Source organism: Geodermatophilus sp. SYSU D00663, from assembly GCF_054050655.1.
Genome location: NZ_JBJGZT010000011.1, coordinates 68,901 through 92,378 on the forward strand (window position 1 = coordinate 68,901; position 23,478 = coordinate 92,378).

Annotated in this window: 24 protein-coding genes and 2 tRNA genes; 15 read left to right on the plus strand and 11 right to left on the minus strand. The window is 74.9% G+C overall.

All coding sequences use genetic code 11. The annotated features are described in order from the left end of the window. Positions 1 to 21: 21 nt before the first annotated feature. The gene (locus ACI79Z_RS10565) at positions 22 to 618 is read right to left on the minus strand and encodes a hypothetical protein (protein ID WP_456902597.1); all 597 of its coding nucleotides are present in this window, start codon (positions 616 to 618) and stop codon (positions 22 to 24) included. A gap of 112 nt (positions 619 to 730) precedes the next feature. Continuing rightward, the gene (locus ACI79Z_RS10570) at positions 731 to 1,537 is read right to left on the minus strand and encodes a hypothetical protein (protein WP_456902598.1); all 807 of its coding nucleotides are present in this window, start codon (positions 1,535 to 1,537) and stop codon (positions 731 to 733) included. A 195-nt stretch (positions 1,538 to 1,732) separates the two neighbouring features. Between ACI79Z_RS10570 and serA the strand changes: the two genes are divergently transcribed. From serA to cimA, 3 genes are all read left to right on the plus strand, one after another. Beyond that, positions 1,733 to 3,334 carry a phosphoglycerate dehydrogenase gene (gene serA / locus ACI79Z_RS10575; RefSeq protein WP_456902599.1) on the plus strand — a complete coding sequence of 534 codons (1,602 nt, stop codon included), beginning with the start codon at positions 1,733 to 1,735 and terminating at the stop codon, positions 3,332 to 3,334. Between the two features lie 15 nt (positions 3,335 to 3,349). Further along, positions 3,350 to 4,372 carry a 3-isopropylmalate dehydrogenase gene (locus ACI79Z_RS10580; RefSeq protein ID WP_387993340.1) on the plus strand — a complete coding sequence of 341 codons (1,023 nt, stop codon included), beginning with the start codon at positions 3,350 to 3,352 and terminating at the stop codon, positions 4,370 to 4,372. 250 nt (positions 4,373 to 4,622) lie between these two features. Continuing rightward, positions 4,623 to 6,215 carry a citramalate synthase gene (gene cimA / locus ACI79Z_RS10585; RefSeq protein WP_387993337.1) on the plus strand — a complete coding sequence of 531 codons (1,593 nt, stop codon included), beginning with the start codon at positions 4,623 to 4,625 and terminating at the stop codon, positions 6,213 to 6,215. A 71-nt stretch (positions 6,216 to 6,286) separates the two neighbouring features. On the opposite strand, the gene ACI79Z_RS10590 is transcribed toward cimA, so the two are convergent. From ACI79Z_RS10590 to ACI79Z_RS10610, 5 genes are all read right to left on the minus strand, one after another. Beyond that, positions 6,287 to 6,691, minus strand: a complete 405-nt coding sequence (locus ACI79Z_RS10590; RefSeq protein ID WP_387993334.1) for a hypothetical protein — start codon at positions 6,689 to 6,691, stop codon at positions 6,287 to 6,289. Positions 6,692 to 6,772: 81 nt separating this feature from the next. Next, positions 6,773 to 7,426, minus strand: a complete 654-nt coding sequence (locus tag ACI79Z_RS10595) for a response regulator (RefSeq protein WP_456902600.1) — start codon at positions 7,424 to 7,426, stop codon at positions 6,773 to 6,775. Then, positions 7,423 to 8,535, minus strand: a complete 1,113-nt coding sequence (locus ACI79Z_RS10600; protein WP_387993329.1) for a sensor histidine kinase — start codon at positions 8,533 to 8,535, stop codon at positions 7,423 to 7,425. The genes ACI79Z_RS10595 and ACI79Z_RS10600 overlap by 4 nt, the downstream gene beginning before the upstream one ends. 163 nt (positions 8,536 to 8,698) lie before the next feature. Further along, positions 8,699 to 9,028: a putative quinol monooxygenase gene (locus tag ACI79Z_RS10605; RefSeq protein WP_387993326.1), complete on the minus strand. Its 330-nt coding sequence runs from the start codon at positions 9,026 to 9,028 to the stop codon at positions 8,699 to 8,701. Between the two features lie 16 nt (positions 9,029 to 9,044). After that, complete coding sequence (locus tag ACI79Z_RS10610) at positions 9,045 to 9,425, minus strand: VOC family protein (RefSeq protein ID WP_456902601.1); 381 nt, start codon at positions 9,423 to 9,425, stop codon at positions 9,045 to 9,047. A gap of 54 nt (positions 9,426 to 9,479) precedes the next feature. On the opposite strand from ACI79Z_RS10610, the gene ACI79Z_RS10615 reads away from it, so the two are divergent. From ACI79Z_RS10615 to ACI79Z_RS10655, 9 genes are all read left to right on the plus strand, one after another. Next, the gene (locus tag ACI79Z_RS10615) at positions 9,480 to 10,292 is read left to right on the plus strand and encodes a fumarylacetoacetate hydrolase family protein (RefSeq protein ID WP_456902602.1); all 813 of its coding nucleotides are present in this window, start codon (positions 9,480 to 9,482) and stop codon (positions 10,290 to 10,292) included. Beyond that, a complete protein-coding gene (gltX, locus tag ACI79Z_RS10620) occupies positions 10,289 to 11,818 on the plus strand; it encodes a glutamate--tRNA ligase (protein WP_456902603.1) in 1,530 nt (509 codons plus the stop codon). The genes ACI79Z_RS10615 and gltX overlap by 4 nt, the downstream gene beginning before the upstream one ends. Positions 11,819 to 11,991: 173 nt before the next feature. Next, on the plus strand, positions 11,992 to 13,107 hold the full coding sequence (locus ACI79Z_RS10625; protein ID WP_456902604.1) for a CPBP family intramembrane glutamic endopeptidase: 1,116 nt from the start codon (positions 11,992 to 11,994) through the stop codon (positions 13,105 to 13,107). Between the two features lie 61 nt (positions 13,108 to 13,168). After that, positions 13,169 to 13,240: transfer RNA gene (locus ACI79Z_RS10630), tRNA-Gln, on the plus strand. A 45-nt stretch (positions 13,241 to 13,285) separates the two neighbouring features. Then, positions 13,286 to 13,358: transfer RNA gene (locus ACI79Z_RS10635), tRNA-Glu, on the plus strand. A gap of 132 nt (positions 13,359 to 13,490) precedes the next feature. Continuing rightward, positions 13,491 to 14,579, plus strand: a complete 1,089-nt coding sequence (galT, locus tag ACI79Z_RS10640) for a galactose-1-phosphate uridylyltransferase (RefSeq protein WP_387993311.1) — start codon at positions 13,491 to 13,493, stop codon at positions 14,577 to 14,579. Beyond that, positions 14,576 to 15,739 (plus strand): galactokinase, encoded by a 1,164-nt coding sequence (galK, locus tag ACI79Z_RS10645; protein WP_456902605.1) that lies wholly within the window; start codon positions 14,576 to 14,578, stop codon positions 15,737 to 15,739. Before galT ends, galK begins: the two co-directional genes overlap by 4 nt. Positions 15,740 to 15,760: 21 nt before the next feature. Next, entirely contained in the window at positions 15,761 to 17,443 is a 1,683-nt protein-coding gene (locus ACI79Z_RS10650) for a sodium:solute symporter family protein (protein ID WP_387993305.1), read from the plus strand. Positions 17,444 to 17,459: 16 nt separating this feature from the next. Continuing rightward, the gene (locus ACI79Z_RS10655) at positions 17,460 to 17,771 is read left to right on the plus strand and encodes a hypothetical protein (protein WP_387993302.1); all 312 of its coding nucleotides are present in this window, start codon (positions 17,460 to 17,462) and stop codon (positions 17,769 to 17,771) included. A 44-nt stretch (positions 17,772 to 17,815) separates the two neighbouring features. On the opposite strand, the gene ACI79Z_RS10660 is transcribed toward ACI79Z_RS10655, so the two are convergent. After that, on the minus strand, positions 17,816 to 18,076 hold the full coding sequence (locus ACI79Z_RS10660; RefSeq protein ID WP_387993299.1) for a hypothetical protein: 261 nt from the start codon (positions 18,074 to 18,076) through the stop codon (positions 17,816 to 17,818). Positions 18,077 to 18,253: 177 nt separating this feature from the next. Between ACI79Z_RS10660 and ACI79Z_RS10665 the strand changes: the two genes are divergently transcribed. Further along, positions 18,254 to 19,030, plus strand: coding sequence for a helix-turn-helix domain-containing protein (locus tag ACI79Z_RS10665; protein ID WP_387993296.1), 777 nt, complete (start codon positions 18,254 to 18,256; stop codon positions 19,028 to 19,030). A 30-nt stretch (positions 19,031 to 19,060) separates the two neighbouring features. On the opposite strand, the gene ACI79Z_RS10670 is transcribed toward ACI79Z_RS10665, so the two are convergent. From ACI79Z_RS10670 to ACI79Z_RS10680, 3 genes are all read right to left on the minus strand, one after another. Continuing rightward, positions 19,061 to 19,288 carry a hypothetical protein gene (locus ACI79Z_RS10670; RefSeq protein ID WP_456902606.1) on the minus strand — a complete coding sequence of 76 codons (228 nt, stop codon included), beginning with the start codon at positions 19,286 to 19,288 and terminating at the stop codon, positions 19,061 to 19,063. A 146-nt stretch (positions 19,289 to 19,434) separates the two neighbouring features. Continuing rightward, on the minus strand, positions 19,435 to 20,544 hold the full coding sequence (locus tag ACI79Z_RS10675) for a sulfite oxidase (protein WP_387993290.1): 1,110 nt from the start codon (positions 20,542 to 20,544) through the stop codon (positions 19,435 to 19,437). 40 nt (positions 20,545 to 20,584) lie between these two features. Beyond that, positions 20,585 to 21,247 (minus strand): IclR family transcriptional regulator, encoded by a 663-nt coding sequence (locus ACI79Z_RS10680; RefSeq protein WP_456902607.1) that lies wholly within the window; start codon positions 21,245 to 21,247, stop codon positions 20,585 to 20,587. A 104-nt stretch (positions 21,248 to 21,351) separates the two neighbouring features. Between ACI79Z_RS10680 and leuC the strand changes: the two genes are divergently transcribed. Further along, the gene (leuC, locus tag ACI79Z_RS10685; protein WP_456902608.1) at positions 21,352 to 22,770 is read left to right on the plus strand and encodes a 3-isopropylmalate dehydratase large subunit; all 1,419 of its coding nucleotides are present in this window, start codon (positions 21,352 to 21,354) and stop codon (positions 22,768 to 22,770) included. 33 nt (positions 22,771 to 22,803) lie between these two features. After that, positions 22,804 to 23,403 (plus strand): 3-isopropylmalate dehydratase small subunit, encoded by a 600-nt coding sequence (gene leuD / locus ACI79Z_RS10690; protein ID WP_387993283.1) that lies wholly within the window; start codon positions 22,804 to 22,806, stop codon positions 23,401 to 23,403. Positions 23,404 to 23,478 lie beyond the last annotated feature (75 nt).

Genomic DNA, 23,478 nt, shown 5'->3' on the forward strand with positions numbered 1-23,478 from the left:
CCGTTGCGTGTGCGGAGGAGGTCAGTACGCCAGGCCGCGCGAGGCGAAGTACTGCTTGGACTGCGGCTGCTGCAGGAAGAAGACGATCAGGCCCGGCAGCACGAAGCCGAGCAGCGCCGAGAACTCGAAGCCGCCGCCGACGGCCAGCGAGATGACCAGCGTCAGCAGCTGGATGCCGATCGAGGCGTAGCTGCCGAGGAGCAGCAGCCGCGGCGACTTGCCGGTGAGCACCTGGATGCCGCCGACCAGCACGACGACGGCCGTGGCGACCGCCAGCAGGGTGATGATCCCGAGCAGCGGGCTGAGCGCGAACAGCACGCCGATCCCCAGGACGGCGAGCAGGCCGAACAGCGAGCCCAGGCCGCCGATGACGACGCCGATCACCGCGGCTGCGGTGACCTGCCCGGGACGCTGCCCGGCCGGGCCGCCGCCGTACGGGGAGGGGCCGCCGAAGCCGCCGCCGTAGGGGGCCGGGTCGCCGTGCGGCTGCTGGCCGTAGGGCTGGGCGCCGTAGGGCTGGGCGCCGTAGGGCTGCTGGCCGTAGGGCTGGGCGCCGGGCGCACCGTACCCGGGCTGACCCCCCGGCGGCGTGTTCTTGTCGAAGCTGGGGCTGGTCATGCTCGGGTTCCTCCTGGAGGTGGCTCCGCCCTGTCGGCGGTCGGCGGCGGAGTGTAGGGGCTCGCTGGCGTCCGCGGGGGGCCGCCGACGCGACGTCCCCCCACGGACGGACTCAACGACCGCGGCGGGCGCGGTGTGCCGCGAAGAAGGCCGCGGCCGGCTTCACGGACAGCAGCACGACGATCGCCAGCGCCGCCAGGAAGAACAGCAGGCTGGTGACGATCCCTCCGGCACCGGCGGTGTCGGCGTCGGCGAGGTTGCCGATCAGGCCGAAGAGGGTGAAGGCCAGGGCGATGGAGCCGCCGACCAGGAGCATCACGCGGCTGCGCCCGGTGAGCGCCCACACCGAGCCCCAGATCATGACGACGGTCCAGACGAGCGCGACCAGGCCGAAGACCAGGATCACGCCGCCGACCGCGCCGGCGACCGACCCGAAGCCGGGGATCTCGCTGTCCAGCTCGTCGCCGGCACTGCTGGCCACCGCGCCGGCGAAGACCAGCAGCAGGCTGATCAGGACGCCGATCGCCCCCAGCACGAAGCCGAGGACGGCCGCGGTGACGACGCCGCCGGGCTTGGCCGGGACGCCGTCCTGGCCGTACTGGCCGTACTGCTGGCCGTAGGGCGCCGGCTGCCCGTACTGGCCGTACTGCTGCCCGTAGGGCTGGGTCTGGCCGTAGTCCTGCTGGCCGTACTGCTGGCCGTAGCCCTGCTGGCCGTAGCCCTGCTGGCCGTAGCCCTGCTGGCCGTAGCCCTGCTGGCCGTACGGCTGGGTCTGCCCGTAGCCCGGTTGCCCGTACTGCTGGCCGTAGTCCTGCTGGCCCTGGCCCTGCTGCCCGTACTGCTGGCCGTACGAGGGGTCCTGGGGCTGGCCCTGGCCGGAGGCCGAGGCCCCGCCGCTGTCCTTGCTGAAGTCGGTCATGGTCTCCTCCGGAGGCGCCGGCTCGTCCCGGCGCGTCGCGCCCAGCGTGCGGGGGGGCCACCCGGCAGGGCAAGCGGCCCTCCCTCCGCGGCGGGGGTGTCGTGGCGGCTGGTGCGTACCGTCACCGCCCGGTGATCACGGGCGGCCCGGACGCGGGACCCCGCCCGGACACCCGCCTCCCTAGGCTGTGGACCCGTGACCGCGAGCGCGCCCGTCGTCCTGATCGCCGAGGAGCTGGCCCCGAGCGTGCTGGGGGTGCTCGGCGACGACGTCGAGATCCGCCACGTCGACGGCGCCGACCGGTCCGCCCTGCTCCCGGCGCTGGCCGACGCCGCCGCGGTCATGATCCGCAGCGCCACGCGGATCGACGCCGAGGCCCTCGCCGCCGCGCCGAACCTCAAGGTCGTCGCGCGGGCCGGGATCGGCCTGGACAACGTCGACGTCAGCGCCGCCACCGAGCGCGGCGTCATGGTGGTGAACGCCCCGACGTCGAACATCGTCAGCGCCGCCGAGCACGCCGTCGCCCTGCTGCTGGCCGCCGCCCGGCAGATCCCGGCGGCCGACGCGTCGCTGCGCCGGGGCGCCTGGCAGCGCTCGAAGTTCATGGGCGTCGAGGTCACCGACAAGGTCGTCGGCGTCGTGGGCCTGGGCCGCATCGGCCAGCTCGTCGCGCAGCGGCTGGCCGCCTTCGGCACCACCCTCATCGCGTACGACCCCTACATCCAACCCGGCCGCGCCGCGCAGCTCGGCGTCCGGATGGTGTCGCTGGAGGAGCTGCTCCGCGAGGCGGACTTCATCACGATCCACCTGCCCAAGACGCCGGAGACGCTGGGGCTCATCGGCGCCGCCGAACTGGCCACCACCAAGCGCGGCGTGATCGTCGTCAACGCCGCCCGCGGCGGGCTGGTCGACGAGGCCGCGCTCGCCGACGCGCTGCGCTCGGGCCAGGTCGGCGCCGCCGGCATCGACGTCTTCGCGACCGAGCCCACCACCGACAGCCCGCTGTTCGCGCTGCCCAACACCGTCGTCACCCCGCACCTGGGCGCCTCGACGGCGGAGGCGCAGGACAAGGCCGGCACCGCCGTCGCGCACTCGGTGCGGCTGGCGCTCCAGGGCGAGTTCGTGCCGGACGCGGTCAACGTGCAGGCCGGCGGCGTCGTCGCCGAGGACGTGCGGCCCGGGCTGCCGCTGGCCGAGCGGCTGGGCACGGTCTTCACCGCCGTCGCCGGGGGGCTGGCCCAGTCGGTCACCGTCGAGGTCCGCGGCAAGCTCGCCGAGTTCGACGACTCGGTGCTGCAGCTGGCCGTGCTCAAGGGCGTCTTCGCCGACGTCGTCGAGGAGCAGGTCACCTACGTCAACGCGCCGCTGCTGGCCCAGCTGCGCGGCCTGGACGTGACCCTCACCAGCGACCTCGACAGCCCCGACTACCGCAACCTCGTCCGGGTGCGCGGCGCGATGGCCGACGGCCGCGAGGTCTGCGTCTCCGGCACGCTGTTCGGCAAGAACCAGGTGCCCAAGCTGGTCGAGGTCGACGGCTTCGACATGGACCTCGACCTGTCCGGCCACCTGCTGTTCTTCGTCTACACCGACCGGCCCGGCGTCGTCGGCACCGTCGGCGCGGCGCTGGGCGAGGCCGGGATCAACATCGCCGGGGCGCAGGTCAGCCGCACCACCCGCGGCGGCGAGGCGCTCATGGCGGTCGTCGTCGACAGCCCGGTGGCCCCCGACCTGCTCGCCGGCATCGCCGGCCGGATCGGGGCGCGCGAGGCCCGCTCCGCGGACCTCGACCCGCGCTGACCTAGGGTCGTCGTCATGCGCCTGGCTGTGATCGCAGGGGACGGCATCGGTCCCGAGGTGGTGGCCGAGGGCCTCAAGGTCCTGGGCGCCGTCGCCCCCGACCTGGAGACGACGCCCTACGACCTCGGCGCCGCCCGCTGGCAGCGGACCGGCGAGCTGCTGCCGGACTCCGTGCTCGAGGAGCTGCGCGGGCACGACGCGATCCTGCTCGGCGCGATCGGCGACCCGGGCGTGCCGCCGGGCATCCTCGAGCGCGGGCTGCTGCTGCGGCTGCGCTTCGAGCTCGACCACCACGTCAACCTGCGCCCGGCCAGGCTCTACGACGGCGTCCGCAGCCCGCTGGCCGACCCCGGCACCATCGACATGCTCTGCGTGCGCGAGGGCACCGAGGGTCCCTACGTCGGCAACGGCGGCGTGCTGCGCCGCGACACCCCGCACGAGGTGGCCACCGAGGTCAGCCTGAACACCGCCTTCGGCGTCGAGCGGGTGGTCCGCTACGCCTTCGAGCGGGCGACCGCGCGGCCGCGCCGGCACCTCACGCTGATCCACAAGACCAACGTGCTCACCCACGCCGGGTCGCTGTGGTCGCGGACGGTGGAGGAGGTGTCGGCGGAGTTCCCCGAGGTCACCGTGGCCTACCAGCACGTGGACGCGGCCTCGATGTTCTTCATCACCGACCCCGGCCGCTACGACGTCATCGTCACCGACAACCTCTTCGGCGACATCGTCACCGACGTCGCCGCGGCGGTCACCGGCGGCATCGGCCTGGCCGCCAGCGGCAACCTCGACGCCTCGGGCACCAACCCGAGCATGTTCGAGCCGGTGCACGGCTCGGCGCCGGACATCGCGGGCAAGGGCATCGCCGACCCGACGGCGACCGTGCTGTCGGTCGGCCTGCTGCTCGAGCACCTCGGCTCCGCCGACCTCGCCCGCAAGGTGAACGCCGCCGTGGCCTTCGACCTGTCGACCCGCGACCCGCAGGCGCAGGTCCGCACCGCCGAGGTCGGCGACCGCCTGGCCGCCCTCGCCGGCGGCTGAACCGGCAGCTGGACCGGCTGCTGGACCGGCACGGACCTCGCCGTGCGGTGCCCGGCCCCGCCCCGCACGGTGAGGCCGGGCACCGCCGCGTGCGGTCGGCGGCGTTAGACTCCGCGGCGATGCACCTGTCCGGCACGATCATCATCGCCTAGCGCGCGGTCAGCACCCCCGACCGCGCGCAGACCCTCCGTACCCGGGGGGTCTTTCTCGTGTCAGGGGCCTGATCGCCGTCGACCCCCCGGGAGCACCCGTGGCCACCGACAGCCCGACCGCCGTCAGCACCGACTTCCACGTCTTCGACACCACGCTGCGCGACGGCGCCCAGCGCGAGGGGATCAGCTTCTCCGTCGCCGACAAGCTCGCCACAGCGAGGCTGCTCGACGAGATCGGCGTCGGCTACATCGAGGGCGGCTGGCCGGGGGCGCTGCCCAAGGACACCGAGTTCTTCGCCCGCGCCCGCAGCGAGCTCAAGCTGCGGCACGCGGTCCTGGTCGCGTTCGGCGCCACCCGCAAGGCCGGCGTCCGGGTGGAGGACGACCCGCAGGTGCGCGCGCTGCTCGACGCCGAGACGCCGGTGGTCTGCCTGGTCGCCAAGTCCGACGTCCGGCACGTGCGGGAGGCGCTGCGGACCACGCTCGAGGAGAACCTCGCGATGGTCGCCGACACCGTCGCCCACCTCGTCTCCCACGGCCGCCGGGTGTTCCTCGACTGCGAGCACTTCTTCGACGGCTACGCCGCCGACCCCGACTACGGCGTGGCGGTGCTGCGGGCCGCGTTCGGCGCGGGCGCGGAGGTCGGCGTCCTGTGCGACACCAACGGCGGGATGCTGCCGATGGGCGTGGCCCGGGTGGTCGCCGACGTCCGGTCGCGGGTGGAGGGCCGGCTGGGCATCCACTGCCAGGACGACACCGGGTGCGCCGTCGCCAACTCGCTGGCCGCCGTCGAGGCGGGGGTGACCCACGTGCAGGGCACCGCCAACGGCTACGGCGAGCGGGCCGGCAACGCCGACACCTTCGCGCTGGTGGCCAACCTGGTCACGAAGATGGGCCTGCCGGTCGTGCCCCCGGAGTGCCTGGCCGAGCTGCAGCGGGTCAGCCACGCGATCGCCGAGCTGGCCAACATCGCCCCCGACGACCACCAGCCCTTCGTCGGCGCCTCGGCGTTCGCCCACAAGGCCGGCCTGCACGCCAGCGCGATCAAGGTCAGCCCGGAGCTCTACAACCACCTCGACCCGGCCGTCGTCGGCAACGACATGCGCATCCTGGTCACCGAGATGGCCGGCCGCGCCTCGGTGGAGCTCAAGGGCCGCGAGCTCGGCGTCGACCTCGAGGGGCACGCCGACGCCGTCGGCCGGGTGGTGGACCAGGTCAAGGTGCTCGAGGCCGAGGGCTGGTCGTTCGAGGCCGCCGACGCCTCCTTCGAGCTGCTGCTGCGCTCCCAGCTGCCCGGCGCCCCCGCCCCGCTGTTCGAGCTGGAGAGCTACCGGACGACGGTCGAGCACTGGGCCAACGGCGTCGTCATGAGCGAGGCGACGGTGAAGGTCCACGTCGACGGCGAGCGGATCATCAGCACCGGCGAGGGCAACGGCCCGGTCAACGCGCTGGACAACGCGCTGCGCCAGGCGCTGGTCAGCCGGTACCCGCGGCTGGCCGACGTCTCGCTGGCCGACTACAAGGTCCGCATCCTCGGCTGGAAGGGCGGCACCAGCGCGACCACCCGGGTGCTCGTCGACACCACCGACGGCGTGGGGGAGTGGACCACCGTCGGCGTCCACGACAACATCGTCGAGGCCTCCTGGCACGCGCTGGTCGACGCGCTGACCTACGCCGTCCGCCACCGTTAGGCCGCGGGGGGTGGGCTCAGCGCAGGCCGGGACGGCACCTGGTCGTGGTGTCGGCCGGTGGGCCGACGAGGTCAGTGGTACTCGTCGAGGCGCCACCACATCGCCAGCGCCATCGCCGGGAGCATCAGCACGTGCCCGGCGGTGAACAGGGCCGGCGCCGAGACGGTCCCGGTCCAGTACGGCACCAGCAGGACGGCGAACGGCGCGTACATGGCCGCGGACATCTCCGCGATCGCCGGCCACGAGTGCCTGCGGAAGCGCATCCAGGCGGCCATCCCGATCGCCATCTCGGTCGCCATCACGATCGCGTGGACGTCGGCGCGGTCGTCGAGCCCCGGCCAGAGCCAGGTCCCGACCGGGCCGAGGACCACCATGCCGGCGACCATCGCCACGACCATCTCCAGGTAGTGGCGGACCAGGTGCCAGGTGTGCCGGGTGCGCGTGGGGGTCTGCCCGGGAGGGGTCTGCGTCGTCATGCCGGAGAGGGTCGGGCGCGGCGCCGTCCCCGCCACGTGCCGGAGGTCACGGCCGCCGGTCACGGTCCGGCGTGACCGGCCTCAGACCAGGTCGAGCGCGCGGGCGCGCAGTGCCGCCTGCGTGCGGTCCCGGGCGCCGAGCTTGCCCAGCACGCTGGTGACGTGGTTCTTGACCGTGCCCTCCGCCAGGTACAGCGTCCGCGCGATCTCCCGGTTGCTGCGGCCCTCGGCCAGCAGCCGGAGGACGTCGAGCTCGCGGTCGGACAGCGGCACGACCAGCGGCTGGGGCCGCGGTCGCGGGGCGTCGTCGAGCTGCGCGAAGCGGGCGACCACCTTGGCCGCGACCGACGGCTGCAGCACCGACTCGCCGCGGGCGGCCGACAGCACCGCCTCGACCAGGCGGTCGGAGGAGACGTCCTTGAGGAGGTAGCCCAGCGCGCCGGCGCGGAGCGCGGCGAAGACGTCCTCGTCGTCGTCGAAGGTGGTCAGCGCCAGCACCCGGACGTGCGGCTGCTCCACCCGCAGCCGGCGGGTCACGCCGATCCCGTCCAGCACCGGCATGTGCAGGTCCATGAGGACGACGTCGGGACGCACGGCCGCCGCCCGCTCCAGCGCCTCGTGCCCGTCCCCGGCCTCGCCGACGACCTCGACCTCCGGCCGCGCGCCGAGCAGGGTGACCAGCGCCTCCCGGAACAGGGCCTGGTCGTCGACGACGAGCACGCGGACGGCGCTCACCCGGGCACCTCGACCAGCAGCTCGGTGCCTGCTCCGCCGCACGGCCCCACGGTGACCCGGCCGCCCACCCGGGCGGCGCGCTCGCGCACCCCGAGCAGGCCGAAGGTGGGCCGGTCCCCGGGGGTGTCGGGGATGCCGCGGCCGTCGTCGCGGACCGCCAGCCGCACGGTGCCGTCCCCGCCGTAGACCAGCGTCACCCGCGCGCAGGTCGCGCCGGCGTGCTTGCGCACGTTGGTCAGCCCCTCCTGCGCCGACCGGAACAGCGACTCCTCGGTCTCCTCCGGCAGCGGTCGCTCGGGCCCGCTGACCTCGAGCGTGGCCGGCAGCCCCGCGGCCGCGGCCTCGCCGGTCAGCGTCTCCAGCGCCACGCGCAGGGGCGGGCGGGACACCGGCGCCCGCAGCGTCGCCACCGACCGGCGCACCTCCGCCAGCGCCTCGCTCGCCTGCGACTGGGCCTTGGCGAGCACCTCGTCGGCGCGCGCCGGATCGGTCGGCAGCACCGCGCGGGCGGCCTGCACCTGCATCTGGACGACGGTCAGGTGGTGGCCGAGGCCGTCGTGGATGTCGCGGGCCAGCCGGTTGCGCTCCCGCGTCGTGGCGAGCTCCCCGGCCTGGGCGGCGTACCCGCGCAGCAGCTCGTTGGCCTCGGCGAGCTCCGCCCGCGCCCGCTGCGCCTGCTGCAGCAGCGCGGTCACGACGGCGGTGAACACCGCGGCGCCGAGCAGCCCGAGCGCGTTGCGGGCGAAGTCGGCCCACCCCATCCCGAGGTGCACCAGCGGCACGACCAGCGTCACCGCAGCGGCGGCGGGCAGGGGGAGCAGCAGCACGCACTGGGCCACCAGCACCAGCAGCAGGAGGGTCGCCCCGACGCCGGCGTGCGCCGCGCCGAACAGCAGGACCCCGAGCGGCAGCTGCAGGCAGACGTGCCCGGCCGTCAGCCAGTACCGGCGCGGGGCCGGCTGCCGGGCCAGCCACGGGAACGTCACCAGGCTGTGAGCCGCGTACGTCGTCCCGAGGGCGACGGCGAGCAGCGGGTGCGGGTCGTCGGTGGCCTCGACCGCGACGGTGAGCAGCGCCAGCAGGGTCAGCACCGCGAGCGCGCGGGTCACCCGCTCACTGTCGCGCCGCCGCCGCGCCGGGGTCAACACCGTCGCCGGCCTCCGGCCGACACCGCGGCCGGAGGCCGTCCCCCGTTCCGCTGAGCCACGCCACGCCACGCCACGCCGTCCCGGCCAGGGGCCTCCGGCCCCGCGACCGGTCCGCCGTCGGGCGTCAGTGCCGGGGCTTCACCTCGCCCATCGGGCCGAAGCCGGACACCGACGGCTCGTCGATGTAGATGATCTGCGGCTGCTCGGCCACGAGGTCCGACATCCAGTCGAAGGCGGCCTTCGCGTGCGGGGTGGCCACGTGCGAGGCGCCGGCCTCGGAGTCCCGGAAGCCCTCGATGCAGACGAAGGTGTTCGGGTCCAGCACGCTGCGCGACCACTCGAAGAAGAGGCTGCCCTCCTCGGCGTTGACCGCGGCGGCGTACTCGTCCGCGTGCGCGCGGAACTCCTCGATCTTGTCCGGCCGGACGGGGAACTTGATGACGATCAGGATCACGGGACTCTCCTCGGGGTCACAGCGGGTCGAGACGGCGGCGCAGCAGGCAGAACGGGTTGCCCTCCGGGTCGGCGAGCACGTGCCAGGACTCCCCGCCGCTCTGCCCGACGTCGGCGCGCGTGGCCCCGAGGTCGAGCAGCCGCTGCAGCTCGGCGTCCTGGTCGCGGTCGGTGGGGTTGACGTCGAGGTGCAGCCGGGGCTTGCCCGGCGCCGAGTCGGGCACCGGCGCGAACACCAGCGTGGGGGCGGCGCCGCCGAAACCGGCCTCGGGCCCGATCTCGACCGCCCCGTCGTCGTCGCGGCCGAGCACCCGGTAGCCGAGCACCCCGGCCCACCAGGCGGCGAGCGCCTCGGGGTCCCGGCTGTCGACGACGATCTCGCTCAGACGGCAGGCCACCCGGTCACCGTAGGGCGGGCGGCGGGTGGGCGCGGGGTCAGTAGCCTCGACGTCGTGCGCATCGTCCGCTTCGCCTCGCCCTCGGGCATGTCCTTCGGAGTCCTCGACGGCGACGGCCAGGTCGCCCAGATCGAGGGCCACCCGTTCGGGACCATCTCCTTCACCGGCCAGCGCCACGCGCAGGCCGACGTCCGGCTGCTGTCGCCGATCCTGCCGAGCAAGGTGGTCTGCGTCGGCAAGAACTACGCCGACCACGTCAAGGAGATGAACACCGGCGACGCCCCGGAGCGGCCGCTGCTGTTCCTCAAGCCCTCGACGTCGGTCATCGGCCCCGGCGACGCCATCCGCATCCCGGCCGGCAGCACCAACGTGCACCACGAGGTCGAGCTCGCCGTCGTCATCGGCGCCCGCGGCGCGCGCAACCTGACGCCCGAGCAGGTCCCGGGCAGCGTCTTCGGCTACACGATCGGCAACGACGTCACCGAGCGGGACATGCAGAAGGCCGACGGGCAGTGGACCCGCGCCAAGGGCTTCGACTCGTTCTGCCCGCTCGGCCCGTGGATCGAGACCGACCTGCGCGGCCTGGGCAAGGACCCGGCCGACCTGGAGATCACCTGCACCGTCGACGGCGAGCCGCGGCAGGCCGGGCGCACCAGCCAGCTGCTGTTCGACGTGCCCACCCTGGTCAGCTACATCTCGCGGGTGATGACGCTGCTGCCCGGCGACGTCGTCCTCACCGGCACCCCGGCCGGGGTCGGGCCGATCCGGCCCGGCCAGCGGGTCGAGTGCTCGATCGAGGGCCTGGGCACGCTGACCAACGCCGTCAGCGGCGCCGACACCGCCTCCACCGCGGGCGGCGCACGATGAGCACCCCGGCGAGCACCCCGGCGAGCACCCCGGCGAGCACCGTGCGCACCCGGTTCTGCCCGTCGCCGACCGGCATGGTGCACGTCGGCCTGCTGCGCACCGCGCTGTTCAACTGGGCGCACGCCCGGCACACCGGCGGCACGTTCGTCTTCCGCATCGAGGACACCGACGCCGCCCGCGACTCCGAGGAGTCCTACCGGCACCTGCTGGACTGCCTGCGCTGGCTGGGCCTGGACTGGGACGAGGGCCCCGAGGTCGGCGGCCCCCACGGCCCCTACCGCCAGTCGGAGCGGCACGAGGTGTACCGCGAGGTCGCGGCGAAGCTGCTCGCGGCCGGGCACGCCTACGAGTCCTTCTCCACCAACGAGGAGGTCGAGGCGCGGCGGCTGGCCGCCGGACAGGACCCCAAGCTCGGCTACGACAACGCCGACCGCTTCCTCACCGACGCGCAGAAGGCCGCCTTCCGCGCCGAGGGCCGCGACCCGGTGCTGCGGCTTCGGATGCCCGACGAGGACCTGGTGTGGACGGACCTGGTCCGCGGCGAGGTCCGCTTCGCCGCCGGCTCGGTGCCCGACTTCGTCCTCGTGCGCGGCAACGGCGTGCCGCTGTACCCCTTCGTCAACCCCGTCGACGACGCCCTGATGGGCATCACCGACGTGCTGCGCGGCGAGGACCTGCTGCCCTCGACCCCCCGCCAGCTCGCCCTCTACGCGGCGCTGCAGGACGTCGGCGTGGCCAGTGGCACCCCGCGCTTCGGCCACCTGCCCTACGTGACCGGCGAGGGCAACAGGAAGCTGTCCAAGCGCGACCCCCAGTCCAACGTCGACGTCTACCGCGAGCGCGGCTTCCTGCCCGAGGGCTTCGCCAACTACCTGGCGCTGCTCGGCTGGTCGATCGCCGAGGACCGCGACGTGTTCTCCACCGCCGAGATGGTCGAGGCCTTCGACGTCACCCGGGTCAGCGCCAACCCGGCCCGCTTCGACGTGAAGAAGGCCGAGGCGATCAACGCCACGCACGTCCGCGAGCTGCCGGTGGAGGAGTACGTGGCCCGCGTGGTGCCCTTCCTCGCCGGCGCCGGACTGGTCGCCGACCCGCCGACGGCCGAGCAGGACCGGGTGCTGCGCGCGATCGCCCCGATGGCGCAGGAGCGGACGGTCGTCCTCTCCGACGCCGTCGGCCTGCTCGGGTTCCTCTTCACCGAGGAGGTGGCCATCGACCCGGCCGCGGCGGCCAAGAACCTGCGGCCCGACGACGCCGCGGTGCTCGACGCGGCCGCCGACGCGCTGCGCGACCTGGCCGACTGGAGCCCCGCCGGCATCGAGCAGGCGCTCAAGGCCGCACTCGTCGAGGGCCTGGGCCGCAAGCCGCGGCAGGCGTTCGGGCCGGTGCGGGTGGCGGTGAGCGGCCGCACGGTCTCCCCGCCGCTCTACGAGTCGATCGAGCTGCTCGGCCGCGAGCGCACCCTGGCCCGGCTGGCGGCGGCCCGGGCGACGACGGGGGGCACGACGGGGGACACGGCGGGGTGACCGTCCCGCCCTGGGGACCGCCGCCCCCGGACCGCCCGCCGGCCCCGGAGGACGAGCCCTACACCGGCCCGCCGCCCACCGGCCCGTACGGGGCGCCGCCCCAGGTCCCGGGCACGCCGTACGGCGGCGGGGCGGCCCCGTGGGCGCCGGCCGGGGGAGGAGGGCCCGGGCCGGTGCCCTGGCCGCTGGGGCCGGTGCCCCTGCCGCCGGGCCCGCACGGCCCGGCCGGGCACGGTGCGTTCCCGCCGCCGGGGCCGCTCCCGCCCGGACCCCACCCGCACGCCCCCCACCCGCACGCCCCCCACCCGCCGGCGTCGTTCCCGCCCGGCGTCGCGCTCGCGCCGCCGCCCGGGACGCCGCCGCACGACGAGCCGCAGCCCTACCTGCTCGCGATGCGCGCGCGGGACTGGGGCTGGTGGCGGCCGCTGCTGGGCCTGCTGCTGTTCACCGTCGCCTACGGGGTCGCCGCGTTCGTCGTGGTCCTCGCCGTGCTCCTCACCGGCGTCACCCCGGACCTGCAGCTGCTCGACCTGGTCGACCCCGGCGTGCTGCTGCTCACCAACCTCTCGCTGATCGTGGCGATCCCCATCGTCTGGCTGGCCTGGGTCGCCGCCCACGGCATGTCGCCGGGGTGGTCGTCGTCGGTGCTCGCCCGCCTGCGCTGGCGGCTGTTCGCGCCGCTCACGCTGCGCGCGCTGGCCACCCTCGGCGTCGGCATCGCGCTCTCGGTCACCCTCGGCTACCTGCTCGACGACGGCGAGGTCACCGGGCCGGTCGACGACCTGGGCTGGCTGCTGCTGGTCGTGGTCCTCACCACACCGCTGCAGTCGGCGGCCGAGGAGTACGTCTTCCGCGGCTACCTCAGCCAGGCGATCGCCGGCTGGATCCGCGACCCGCGTGCCGGCGCGGTGGTGGCCGCGGTGGTCACCGCCGCGCTGTTCTCCCTGGCCCACGCGCCGGGCGACGTCGTCACCTTCCTCGACCGGTTCGCCTTCGGGCTGGCCGCCTCGGCAGTGGTCTTCCTCACCGGCGGCCTCGAGGCGGCGATCGTGCTGCACGCGGTCAACAACGTGCTGGTGTTCCTCCTGGCCGGGACGCTCGGCGAGGACGTCGCCACGGAGGAGGTCCCGGCCGGCGTCGGGCTGCTGTACCTGCTGGTCACGCTCGTGTCGATGGGCGCCTACGTCGCGGTCGTGGCGGCCTCCCGCCGCCGGCTGCGGTTCGAGACCCTGACCGGGGCGCAGGACCTGCGCGTCCCGGCGGGCGACCCGCGGACCGGGGGGTGGTGACACGGCCTCCGGGAACGTCGGGTATCGTCTTCCCCGGCGCCGCGAGGTGCCCGCCAAACCTTGGGGTATGGGGTAATTGGCAGCCCGACGGATTCTGGCTCCGTTAGTCTAGGTTCGAGTCCTGGTACCCCAGCGAGGAAGCACCACCTCCTCACCAACACGACCAGCACCACCGCACGGCCCCGTCGTCTAGCGGCCCAGGACGCCGCCCTCTCACGGCGGTAGCGAGGGTTCGAATCCCTTCGGGGCTACAGCACGCAGGGCCCCCGGCCACCCGGCCGGGGGCCCTGCGCCGTTCCGGGACCCCCCCGAGTGGCCCATGATCGTGAGCGGACGTAGCGTTCCCAGGGCCCCATCCCGGGCCGGGAACGGAGGCGGACACGGTGATCCGGACCAGTCGACGGCTGGCCGACGGCCGCGAGATCGTCTACTTCGACGCCGACGGCACGCCCGCCCGCGTCGCCGAGGACACCCGCGACCTGCCACCCGTCGGCACCCACTCGCAACTGCGCCGGGACGCGCTGCTCGGCGAGTGGGTGGTGATCGCCGCCCACCGGCAGACGCGCACCTTCCTGCCGCCGGCCGACCAGTGCCCGCTGTGCCCGTCGCGGCCCGGCCGGCCCACCGAGGTGCCCGAGGCCGACTACCAGGTCGCCGTCTTCGAGAACCGCTTCCCCTCGCTGTCCACCGCCGTCGACCGCGACGTGCCGCCCACCGCGCCCGGCGCCCCGCTGGCCGAGCTGCGGCCCGGGTTCGGCCGCTGCGAGGTGGTGCTGTTCACCAGCGACCACGACCAGCACTTCGCCGGGCTGGGCCGCGACCGCGCGCGGCTGGTCGTCGACGTCTGGGCCGACCGCACCGCGGAGCTCGGCGGCATCGACGGCGTCGAGCAGGTCTTCTGCTTCGAGAACTCCGGCGAGGAGATCGGGGTGACGCTGTCCCACCCCCACGGGCAGATCTACGCCTACCCGTTCGTGACCCCGCGGGTGGAGAAGGTGCTCGCCTCGGTGCGCCGGCACCGCGAGGAGACCGGCGGGGACCTGTTCGCCGAGGTCGTGGAGTCCGAGCGCACCGGCCCCCGGGTGGTGGCGGCGAACGAGCACTGGGTGGCCTTCGTCCCGGCCGCGGCGCGCTGGCCCTACGAGGTGCAGCTGTTCCCCACCCGCCGGGTGCCCGACCTGCCCGCCCTCGACGACGCGCAGCGGGACGCGCTGGCCGAGGTCTACCTCGACGTCCTGGGCCGCTTCGCGCACCGCATGGACACCCCGATGCCCTACATCGCCGCGTGGAACCAGGCGCCGGTGCGCACCGGCCGGGAGGACTGGTGGCTGCACCTCCAGCTGTTCTCGCTGCGCCGCGCGCCGGGCAAGCTCAAGTACCTGGCGGGCTCCGAGTCGGGGATGGGCGCGTTCATCACCGACACCAACCCCGAGGACGTCGCCGAGCAGCTGCGGAACGTGGTGGTCCCGTGAGCGAGCTGCCCACCGACGAGGAGGCCGCGGCCCGCGCCGCCGCCGCGTTCACCGAGCGGTTCGGCGCCGCGCCCGAGGGCGTCTGGGCCGCGCCCGGGCGGGTCAACGTGATCGGCGAGCACACCGACTACAACGGCGGGCACGTGCTGCCGGTCGCGCTGCCGCACACCACCCGGGCCGCGGTCGCCCGCCGCGACGACGGCCGTCTGGTCCTCGTCTCCGCCCAGCACCCCGGCGCCGACGCCGACGTCGCGGTCGCCGAGCTCGAGCCCGGCACCCCCGGCGGCTGGGCCGGCTACCCGGCCGGCGTCGTCCACCAGCTGCGCGAGGCCGTGCCCGGGGGCCTGAGCCTGCTGGTCGACGGCGACGTCCCGGCCGGCGCGGGGCTGTCGTCGTCGGCGGCGCTGGAGTGCGCCGTCGCCGTGGCCCTGCGCGACCTGCTGGACCTCGACCTCGGCCCGGACGAGCTGGTCGACGTCGCCCGGCGGGCCGAGAACGACTTCGTCGGCGCGCCCACCGGGATCCTCGACCAGTCCGCGTCGGTGCTGTGCACCGCCGGGCACGCGCTGCACCTGGACACCCGCGACCGCGGCAGCGAGCAGGTCCCCCTCGACCTGGAGGCGGCCGGCCTGGCGCTGCTGGTCGTCGACTCGGGCACCACCCACAGCCACGCCGACAGCGGCTACGGCGACCGGCGCCGCGAGTGCGAGGAGGCCGCCCGGCGGCTCGGCGTCGGCCTGCTCTGCGAGGTGACCGGCGTCGACGCGCTCGCACCGCTGGACGACGGCACGGAGCGCGGCGCGCTGCTGCTGCGCCGGGCCCGCCACGTGGTCACCGAGGACGCCCGCGTCGAGGAGGTCGTCGGCCTGCTGCGCGCCGGCGGCGACCCGCGGGAGGTCGGCGCGGTGCTCACCGCCGGGCACGCCTCGCTGCGCGACGACTTCGAGGTGTCGGTGCCCGAGCTCGACGCGATCGTCGAGACGGCGCTGGCCGCCGGGGCGCACGGCGCGCGCATGGTCGGCGGCGGCTTCGGCGGGAGCGCGGTCGCGCTCGTCGACGCCGCGGCCGTCGACGACGTCGCCGCCGCCGTCGCCGGGCGCGCCGGCGCCCCCCGCTCCTACGTCGTGGTCCCCTCCGCGGGGGCCCGCCGCCTGTCCTGACCCGAACCGAGGGAGGCCCGAGTGGACGATCTGAGACTGGACGCGGGGTTCGTCGACTACCTGCTGGTGGCCGCCTACTTCGCCGTGGTGCTGCTCATCGGCGCCGCCGCCCGCCGGCGGGTGTCCGACAGCCTGGACTTCTTCCTGTCGGGCCGCTCGCTGCCCGCCTGGGTCACCGGCCTGGCGTTCATCTCGGCCAACCTCGGCGCCGTCGAGATCGTCGGCATGTCGGCCAACGGCGCGCAGTTCGGCATGAGCACCATGCACTACTTCTGGATCGGCGCGGTCCCGGCCATGCTGTTCCTGGGCGTGGTGATGATGCCCTTCTACTACGGGTCGAAGGTCCGCAGCGTCCCGGAGTTCATGCGCCGCCGGTTCGGCACCGGCGCCCACCTGGTCAACGCGCTGAGCTTCGCCGTCGCGCAGATCCTCATCGCCGGCATCAACCTCTACCTGCTGGCCACCATCGTCGAGGCGCTGCTGGGCTGGCCGCTGTGGCTGTCACTGATCGTCGCGGCGGCCGTGGTGCTCAGCTACATCACCCTCGGCGGGCTGTCGGCGGCCATCTACAACGAGGTCCTGCAGTTCTTCGTCATCGTGGCCGCGCTGCTGCCCCTGACGCTCATCGGCCTGCACCGGGTCGGCGGCGTGGGCGGGCTGATCGACCGGGTCACCGACTCGGGCCGCGGCGAGGAGCTCACCTCGTGGCCGGCCACGGAGCTGTCCGGGATCGGCAGTCCCGTCCTGTCGGTGATCGGCATCGTGTTCGGTCTCGGCTTCGTGCTGTCCTTCGGCTACTGGACGACGAACTTCGTCGAGGTCCAGCGGGCGATGGCGACCAAGTCCATGTCGGCGGCCCGGAGCACGCCGATCATCGGCGCCTTCCCGAAGATGTTCGTCCCGTTCATCGTCGTGGTCCCGGGCATCATCGCCACGGTCCTGGTCCCGGAGGTGGTCGAGGCCCGGGCGGCGTCGGCCACGGACTTCGACTACAACAACTCGATCCTGCTGCTCATCCGCGACACCCTGCCCAACGGCCTGCTCGGCGTCGCGCTCGCCGGCCTGCTGGCCGCGTTCATGGCCGGCATGGCGGCCAACATCTCCGCCTTCAACACCGTCTTCAGCTACGACCTGTGGCAGCAGTACGTGAAGAAGGACCGGCCCGACGGCTACTACCTCGCCGTCGGCCGGTGGGCGACCGTCGGCGCGACCGTGGCCGCCATCGGCACGGCGATCATCGCGTCGGGCTACACGAACCTGATGGACTACCTGCAGACGCTGTTCGGCTTCTTCAACGCCCCGCTGTTCGCCACCTTCATCCTCGGCATGTTCTGGAAGCGGATGACGCCGACCGCGGGCTGGGCGGGCCTCGTGTCCGGGACGCTGGCCGCGGTCGCCGTCGCGTTCCTCAGCGAGGACGCGTTCGGGACGGCGTCGCTGGGCGTCCTGCCGATCGGCGGCCAGGGCGCGAGCTTCGTCGCCGCGAGCGCCGCCTTCGTCGTCGACATCGTGGTCAGCGTCGTGGTCAGCCAGGTCACCGCGCCCAAGCCGGTGGCCCAGCTCGCCGGGCTGGTCTACTCCGAGACGCCGAAGGAGCAGCGGACCGACCCCGACGCGCACCGGCTGCCCTGGTACCAGTCACCGACCAAGCTGGCCGGCATCGCGCTGGTCATGGTCGTCGTCCTCAACGTGATCTTCCGCTGACGTCAGGAGCACGGTCATGAGCAGCAGCACCTCCGGCCCCACCGGGACCAAGCACGCGGCCGGCGCCTTCGACGTCCGCAACGTCATCGCGGCGCTGATCGGCTTCTACGGCGTCGTGCTGGTCCTCATGGGCCTGTTCGGCAACTCGCCGGCCGAGCAGGACAAGACCGGCGACGTGAACGCCAACCTGTGGGCCGGCCTCGCCATGCTCGTGTTCGCGGCCGCGTTCGCGCTGTGGTCGCGGCTGCGCCCGATCGTCGTCGAGGCCCCGCCGGACCGGCAGGACCCCGAGGACGACGGCAGCGGACGCACGGTCCCCGGGCACTGACCTCCGGGCCCGCCGTCCCCAGGGACGGCGGGCCCGGGCGCCGCTCAGCAGAGCAGCGCGGCGGCCACGGACTGCAGGCCGTTCAGGTTGGTGCACGTCTCCACGGAGGGCGGGACCCCGCCGGAGTCCTCGACGGCGGGGGCGGCCGGGGGCGTCGTCCCGGTGACGGGCTCGTCGCCGGTCAGCTGCACGAGCAGGACGATGCCGACGGTGACGACGGCCGCCGTGACGACGGCGATGACGGCGATGAGCATGCGGTGCGTGGCGGCCCACGCGCCGGCCGGGTGGTGGACGGGCACGGTCATCAGGAGCCCCTCTCCGGGTGCGGCCGTGCCGCCCCTGAGGCGCGGACCCGGGCTCGGCACACCCGGGGAGGACGACGCTGCGCCTCCGCCGTGGCGGGCGGAATACGTCAGAGTGCGTATCCCGTGGGCGCCGCCGGGCGGCCTAGCGTGACCGGCACGGCCGACGGGGGGTCCGACATGGCCACGGGGCACCTGCGCGCTGGGGACGCCGAGGAGCTGCTCGCCCTGCTCCGGGCGGCGCGGTCCCTCGACCCCGGGCCGGTGCTGCCCTGGGAGCTGCTCGAGGGGCTGCTGCGCCTGGTCCCCGCCGACCTCGACCTGACCGCCCGGCTGGTCGACCACCGGGACCTCCGGACCGTCGTCGTCCAGGGCGTGCTGGCCGACGGGACGCGCGGCGTCGAGCGCGCCGGCGAGGACGCGCTGACCGGCCCCTCCGGCCGGCTGCGCTCCCCGCTGGTCGGGCCGCAGTCCCAGCGCGTCCTCCGCCGCGTGCTGTCCGCCGCCGACCTCCACCCGGGCGACGGCACCGGTCCGCTGCACCCCGAGGTGACCACCGACGTGCCCGGCGAGCTCGTGGTGCCGCTGCGCGCGCCGCTCGGGCAGGCCCCCGTGCTGCTGTTCCTCCGCTCCGGCGGCACCCCGTTCGGCGAGCGGGACCGGCGGCTGCTGGAGCTGGCCCGGCCGCACCTGCTGGAGCTGTGGCTGGACGCCGAGCACCGCCGGGCGGACGTGCCGCGGCTGACCGCGCGCGAGTGGGAGGTGCTCGGCCTGGCCGGCGCGGGCCTGTACGCCGAGGAGATCGCCGCGGCGCTGCGCATCGCGGTCGGCACCGTGCGCAAGCACACCGAGCACATCCGGGAGAAGTGCGGCACGCACACCGTCGCCGAGGCGGCCGCGCGGTGCCTGCCGTACGGGCCGGGACCGGGTCAGCCGGTGGTGCGGTGGGGCGGCTGACCCGGTCCGCGCCGGCCCGGTCGCGGGCCGTCAGCAGAACGGCTTGGCGAGGGCGACCGTCATCGCGCCGGGCAGGACGCAGGCCTCCTCGGCCGGCGCCGGCGACGGCGCGACCGGGACCGCGTCGTCGGTGGCCAGCAGGACCGTCAGGGTGACGGCCGCGGCGACGGCGAGCGTGGCCACGATCGCGAACAGGACGAGCAGGGAGCGGTGGGCGGCGGCCCAGGCGGCGGCCGGGCCGTGTGTGGCGGTGGTCATCGGGAGGCCCCTCCGGGTGCGGCACGGGGCCGTCCCTGGGATGTGCCGACCCGGCGGTGGGTGACCGGGGACCACGACGTTCCGCCCGCGCCGAGCCGCGCGGAATACGCGACGGTGCGTATCCCGGCCGCCGGCGGCCCGCCGGCTCAGTCGTCGAGGACGGTGACCGGCACCCGCTGCACGAGGTTGTTGGCCATGCCCTGGCGGTTCCAGGGCTGCTCGACCGGCTGCGGGCCCTCGGCGTCGGTGGCGCGCACGACCAGCTCGTACCCGCCGGGCTCCGCGTCCCAGGCGCAGGTCCACGCTCGCCACGCGTGCGGGTGCGCCGGGTCGGCCGGCGCGAGGTCGGCCGGGGTCCAGGTGACCCCGCCGTCGGTGCTCACCTCGACGCCGGTCAGCGGGGCGCGGCCGGACCACGCCCGGCCGGTGAGCGTCACCGGGCCGGGCCGCACGAACCGCTCGCGGGTCATGAAGTCGGGGAAGCCGGGTGGGGCCACCAGCGCCCGCGGGGCGATCCGGGTGACCGGCACGCCGGCCTCGTGCGCCTCGGTCTTCAGCCGGTAGGCCGTCGCGTTCTGGAACCCGCGGAAGGGGTGCTCGAGCACCTCGACCCGGGTCAGCCACTTCACGTGCGCCATGCCGTACCAGCCGGGCACCAGCAGCCGCAGCGGCGCCCCGTGCTGCGGCGGCAGCGGAGCGCCGTTCACCGCCCACACCAGCAGCACGTCGGGCCGCAGGGCCTCGGCCAGCGGCAGGCCGCGGGCGTAGTCCTGCTCGACGCCGCGCTCGACCCCGTGGTCGGCGCCGGTGAAGGCGACGTCGACCGCGGCGGGGGAGACGCCGGCCTCCTCGAGCAGTGGCGCCAGCGGTGTGCCGGTCCACTCGGCGTTGCCGACGGCCTCGAGCAGCCACGGCTGGCTGACCGGGCGCGGTTCGAGCCGGGCCCGGCCGTTGCCGGCGCACTCGAGCAGCACCCGCGAGGTGACCGCCGGCCGCCGGCGCAGGTCGTCGAGGTCCAGCCGCAGCGGCCGCTCGACCGCGCCGGTGACCTCCAGCCGCCAGGTGGCGGGGTCGACGGCGGGGATGTCGTAGTGGGTGAGCACGTAGTGCAGGCCCGGCGGCGTGACGTCGTAGCGCAGCGCCTCGAGCGGCAGGCCGTGGTTGCGGGTGGCCAGCGCCAGCTCGTCCAGGCCGATGCCCTCGCCCGGCCCGGCGATCCGGGCCCGCCCGCGCTGCCGGGGCTCCGTGGCGGTCATGCGAGGAGTCTCCGCCCCGCGGGCGCCGGGGAGAACCCTCCTAGGAGGCGGCGCGGGCGATCGCCGCCGCCGTCTCCAGGACCGCGCCGACCACCTCGGGGCTCGGCCGGCGGCCCAGCCGCTCGACCGGGCCGGAGATCGACACCGCGCCGAGCACGGCGCCCGCCGGGTCGCGCACCGGTGCCGACAGCGAGGCGACGCCGGCCTCGCGCTCGGCCACGCTGTGCGCCCACCCGCGCCGGCGGACGTCGAGCAGCGTGCGGGCGGTGAAGCTCGCCTGCGGCAGCAGCGGCGTGACCTCCTCCGGCGGCGCGAAGGCCAGCAGCGCGTGCGCCGCCGACCCCGCCGTCATGGGCAGCCGCGCGCCCACCGGCACCGTGTCGCGCAGCCCGTGCGCCCGCTCGGCGGCGGCGACGCACACCCGCGACCCGCCCTCGCGCACGTAGAACTGCGCGCTCTCGCCGCTGGCGTCGCGCAGCGCCGCGAGGTGCCGGCCGGCGACCCGGGCGAGGTCGGCGCTGCCGTGGCTGAGCTCCGCCAGGGCGGGACCGGGCGCCCAGGTGCCCGCCGGCGTGCGCCGCAGCAGCCGGTGACCCTCGAGCGCGACGGCCAGCCGGTGGGCGGTCGCCCGCGGCAGGTCGGTGCGCGTCACGAGGTCGGCGAGCGACGCCGGCTCCTGCGCGACGGCGCGGAGGATGGCCACTGCTTTGTCCAGAACGGCGACGGGGTTAGGCTGTCCCACACAGCGATACTCCCATCCCACAGAATGAGACGCCACCGTGGGATGGCCCGATCGGGAGGGACCCCGTGCCGAAGACCCTGGCGGAGAAGGTCTACGACGCCCACGTCGTGCGCAGTGCCGCGGGCGAGCCGGACCTGCTCTACATCGACCTGCACCTCGTGCACGAGGTCACCAGCCCGCAGGCGTTCGACGGCCTCCGGGCCGCCGGCCGCCGCGTGCGGCACCCCGAGCTCACCATGGCCACCGAGGACCACAACGTCCCGACGCTCGACGTCCTCGCGCCGATCGCCGACCCGGTCAGCCGGGCGCAGGTCGAGGCGCTGCGGAGGAACGCCGCGGAGTTCGGCATCCGGCTGGCCCCGATGGGCGACCGCGACCAGGGCATCGTGCACGTCATCGGCCCGCAGCTCGGGCTGACCCAGCCGGGGATGACGATCGTCTGCGGCGACAGCCACACGTCCACGCACGGGGCGTTCGGCGCGCTGGCGTTCGGCATCGGCACCAGCGAGGTCGAGCACGTGCTGGCCACCCAGACGCTGCCGCAGTACCGCCCGAAGCAGATGGCCGTCACGGTGAACGGCGAGCTGCCCGAGGGCGTGTCGAGCAAGGACGTCATCCTCGCCGTCATCGCGCGGATCGGCACCAACGGCGCCGCGGGCCACGTCATCGAGTACCGCGGCAGCGCCATCGAGGCGCTGTCGATGGAGGCCCGGATGACGATCTGCAACATGTCGATCGAGGCCGGCGCCCGCGCCGGGATGATCGCCCCCGACGAGACGACGTTCGCCTACCTGCAGGGCCGCCCGCACGCCCCGCAGGGCGCCGACTGGGACGCCGCCGTCGCGCACTGGCGGACGCTGCACACCGACGAGGGCGCGGTCTTCGACACCGAGGTCGTCCTCGACGCCGCGGAGCTCTCGCCGTTCGTCACCTGGGGCACCAACCCCGGCCAGGGCCTGCCGCTGACCGGGCGGGTGCCCGACCCGGCCGACTTCGCCGACGACAACGAGCGCCGCGCCGCCGAGCAGGCGCTGGCCTACATGGGCCTCACCCCCGGCACGCCGCTGCGCGAGATCGAGGTGGACACGGTCTTCCTCGGCTCCTGCACCAACGGCCGGATCGAGGACCTGCGCACCGCCGCCGAGCTGCTGCGCGGGAAGCGGATCGACGCCAACACCCGGATGCTCGTCGTCCCCGGGTCGATCGGGGTCAAGCAGCAGGCCGAGGCCGAGGGCCTGGACCGGGTGTTCACCGAGGCCGGCGCCGAGTGGCGCGGCGCCGGGTGCTCGATGTGCCTGGGCATGAACCCCGACCAGCTCAAGCCGGGGGAGCGGTCGGCGTCGACCAGCAACCGCAACTTCCAGGGCCGGCAGGGCAAGGGCGGGCGCACGCACCTCGTGTCGCCGTCCGTGGCCGCCGCCACCGCGCTCACCGGCCGGCTGACCGCTCCCGCCGACCTGGCCGACGTCCCCGCGACGGTGTGACCACCCGCCCCGCCACCCCAGCAGGAGTCTGAGATGCAGCCGTTCACCACGCACACCGGCACCGCGGCCCCGCTGCGGCGCAGCGCCGTCGACACCGACCAGATCATCCCGGCCGAGTACCTGAAGCGGATCACCCGCACCGGGTTCGAGGACGGCCTGTTCGTCGCCTGGCGCACCAACGAGCCGGACTTCGTGCTCAACCAGCCGCACCACGCCGACGCCTCGATCCTGGTCGCCGGCCCCGACTTCGGCACCGGATCGTCGCGCGAGCACGCCTGCTGGGCGCTGCTCGACGGTGGCTTCCGCGTCGTGATCAGCTCGCGGTTCGCCGACATCTTCCGGAACAACTCGACCAAGTCCGGCCTGCTCACCGTCGTCCTGCCGCAGGCCGACGTCGAGGCGCTGTGGCAGGCGGTCGAGGCGGACCCGGCGCTGCCGGTGACGGTCGACCTGCAGGCGAAGACGGTCACCTACGGCGACACGACGGTGCCGTTCGAGGTCGACGACTACATCCGCTGGCGGCTGCTGGAGGGGCTCGACGACGTCGGTCTCACCGAGCGGCACCTGGCCGACATCGAGGCCTACGAGGCGCAGCGCCCGTCCTGGCTGCCGAGGGCGCTCCCCGCCAGGTGACGTGAGGGAACGGCCACCCTCCAGGGGCCCGCGCCGAGCTCGCGGGGCGTGGGGGGAGGGGTGGTCCTTCGTCGG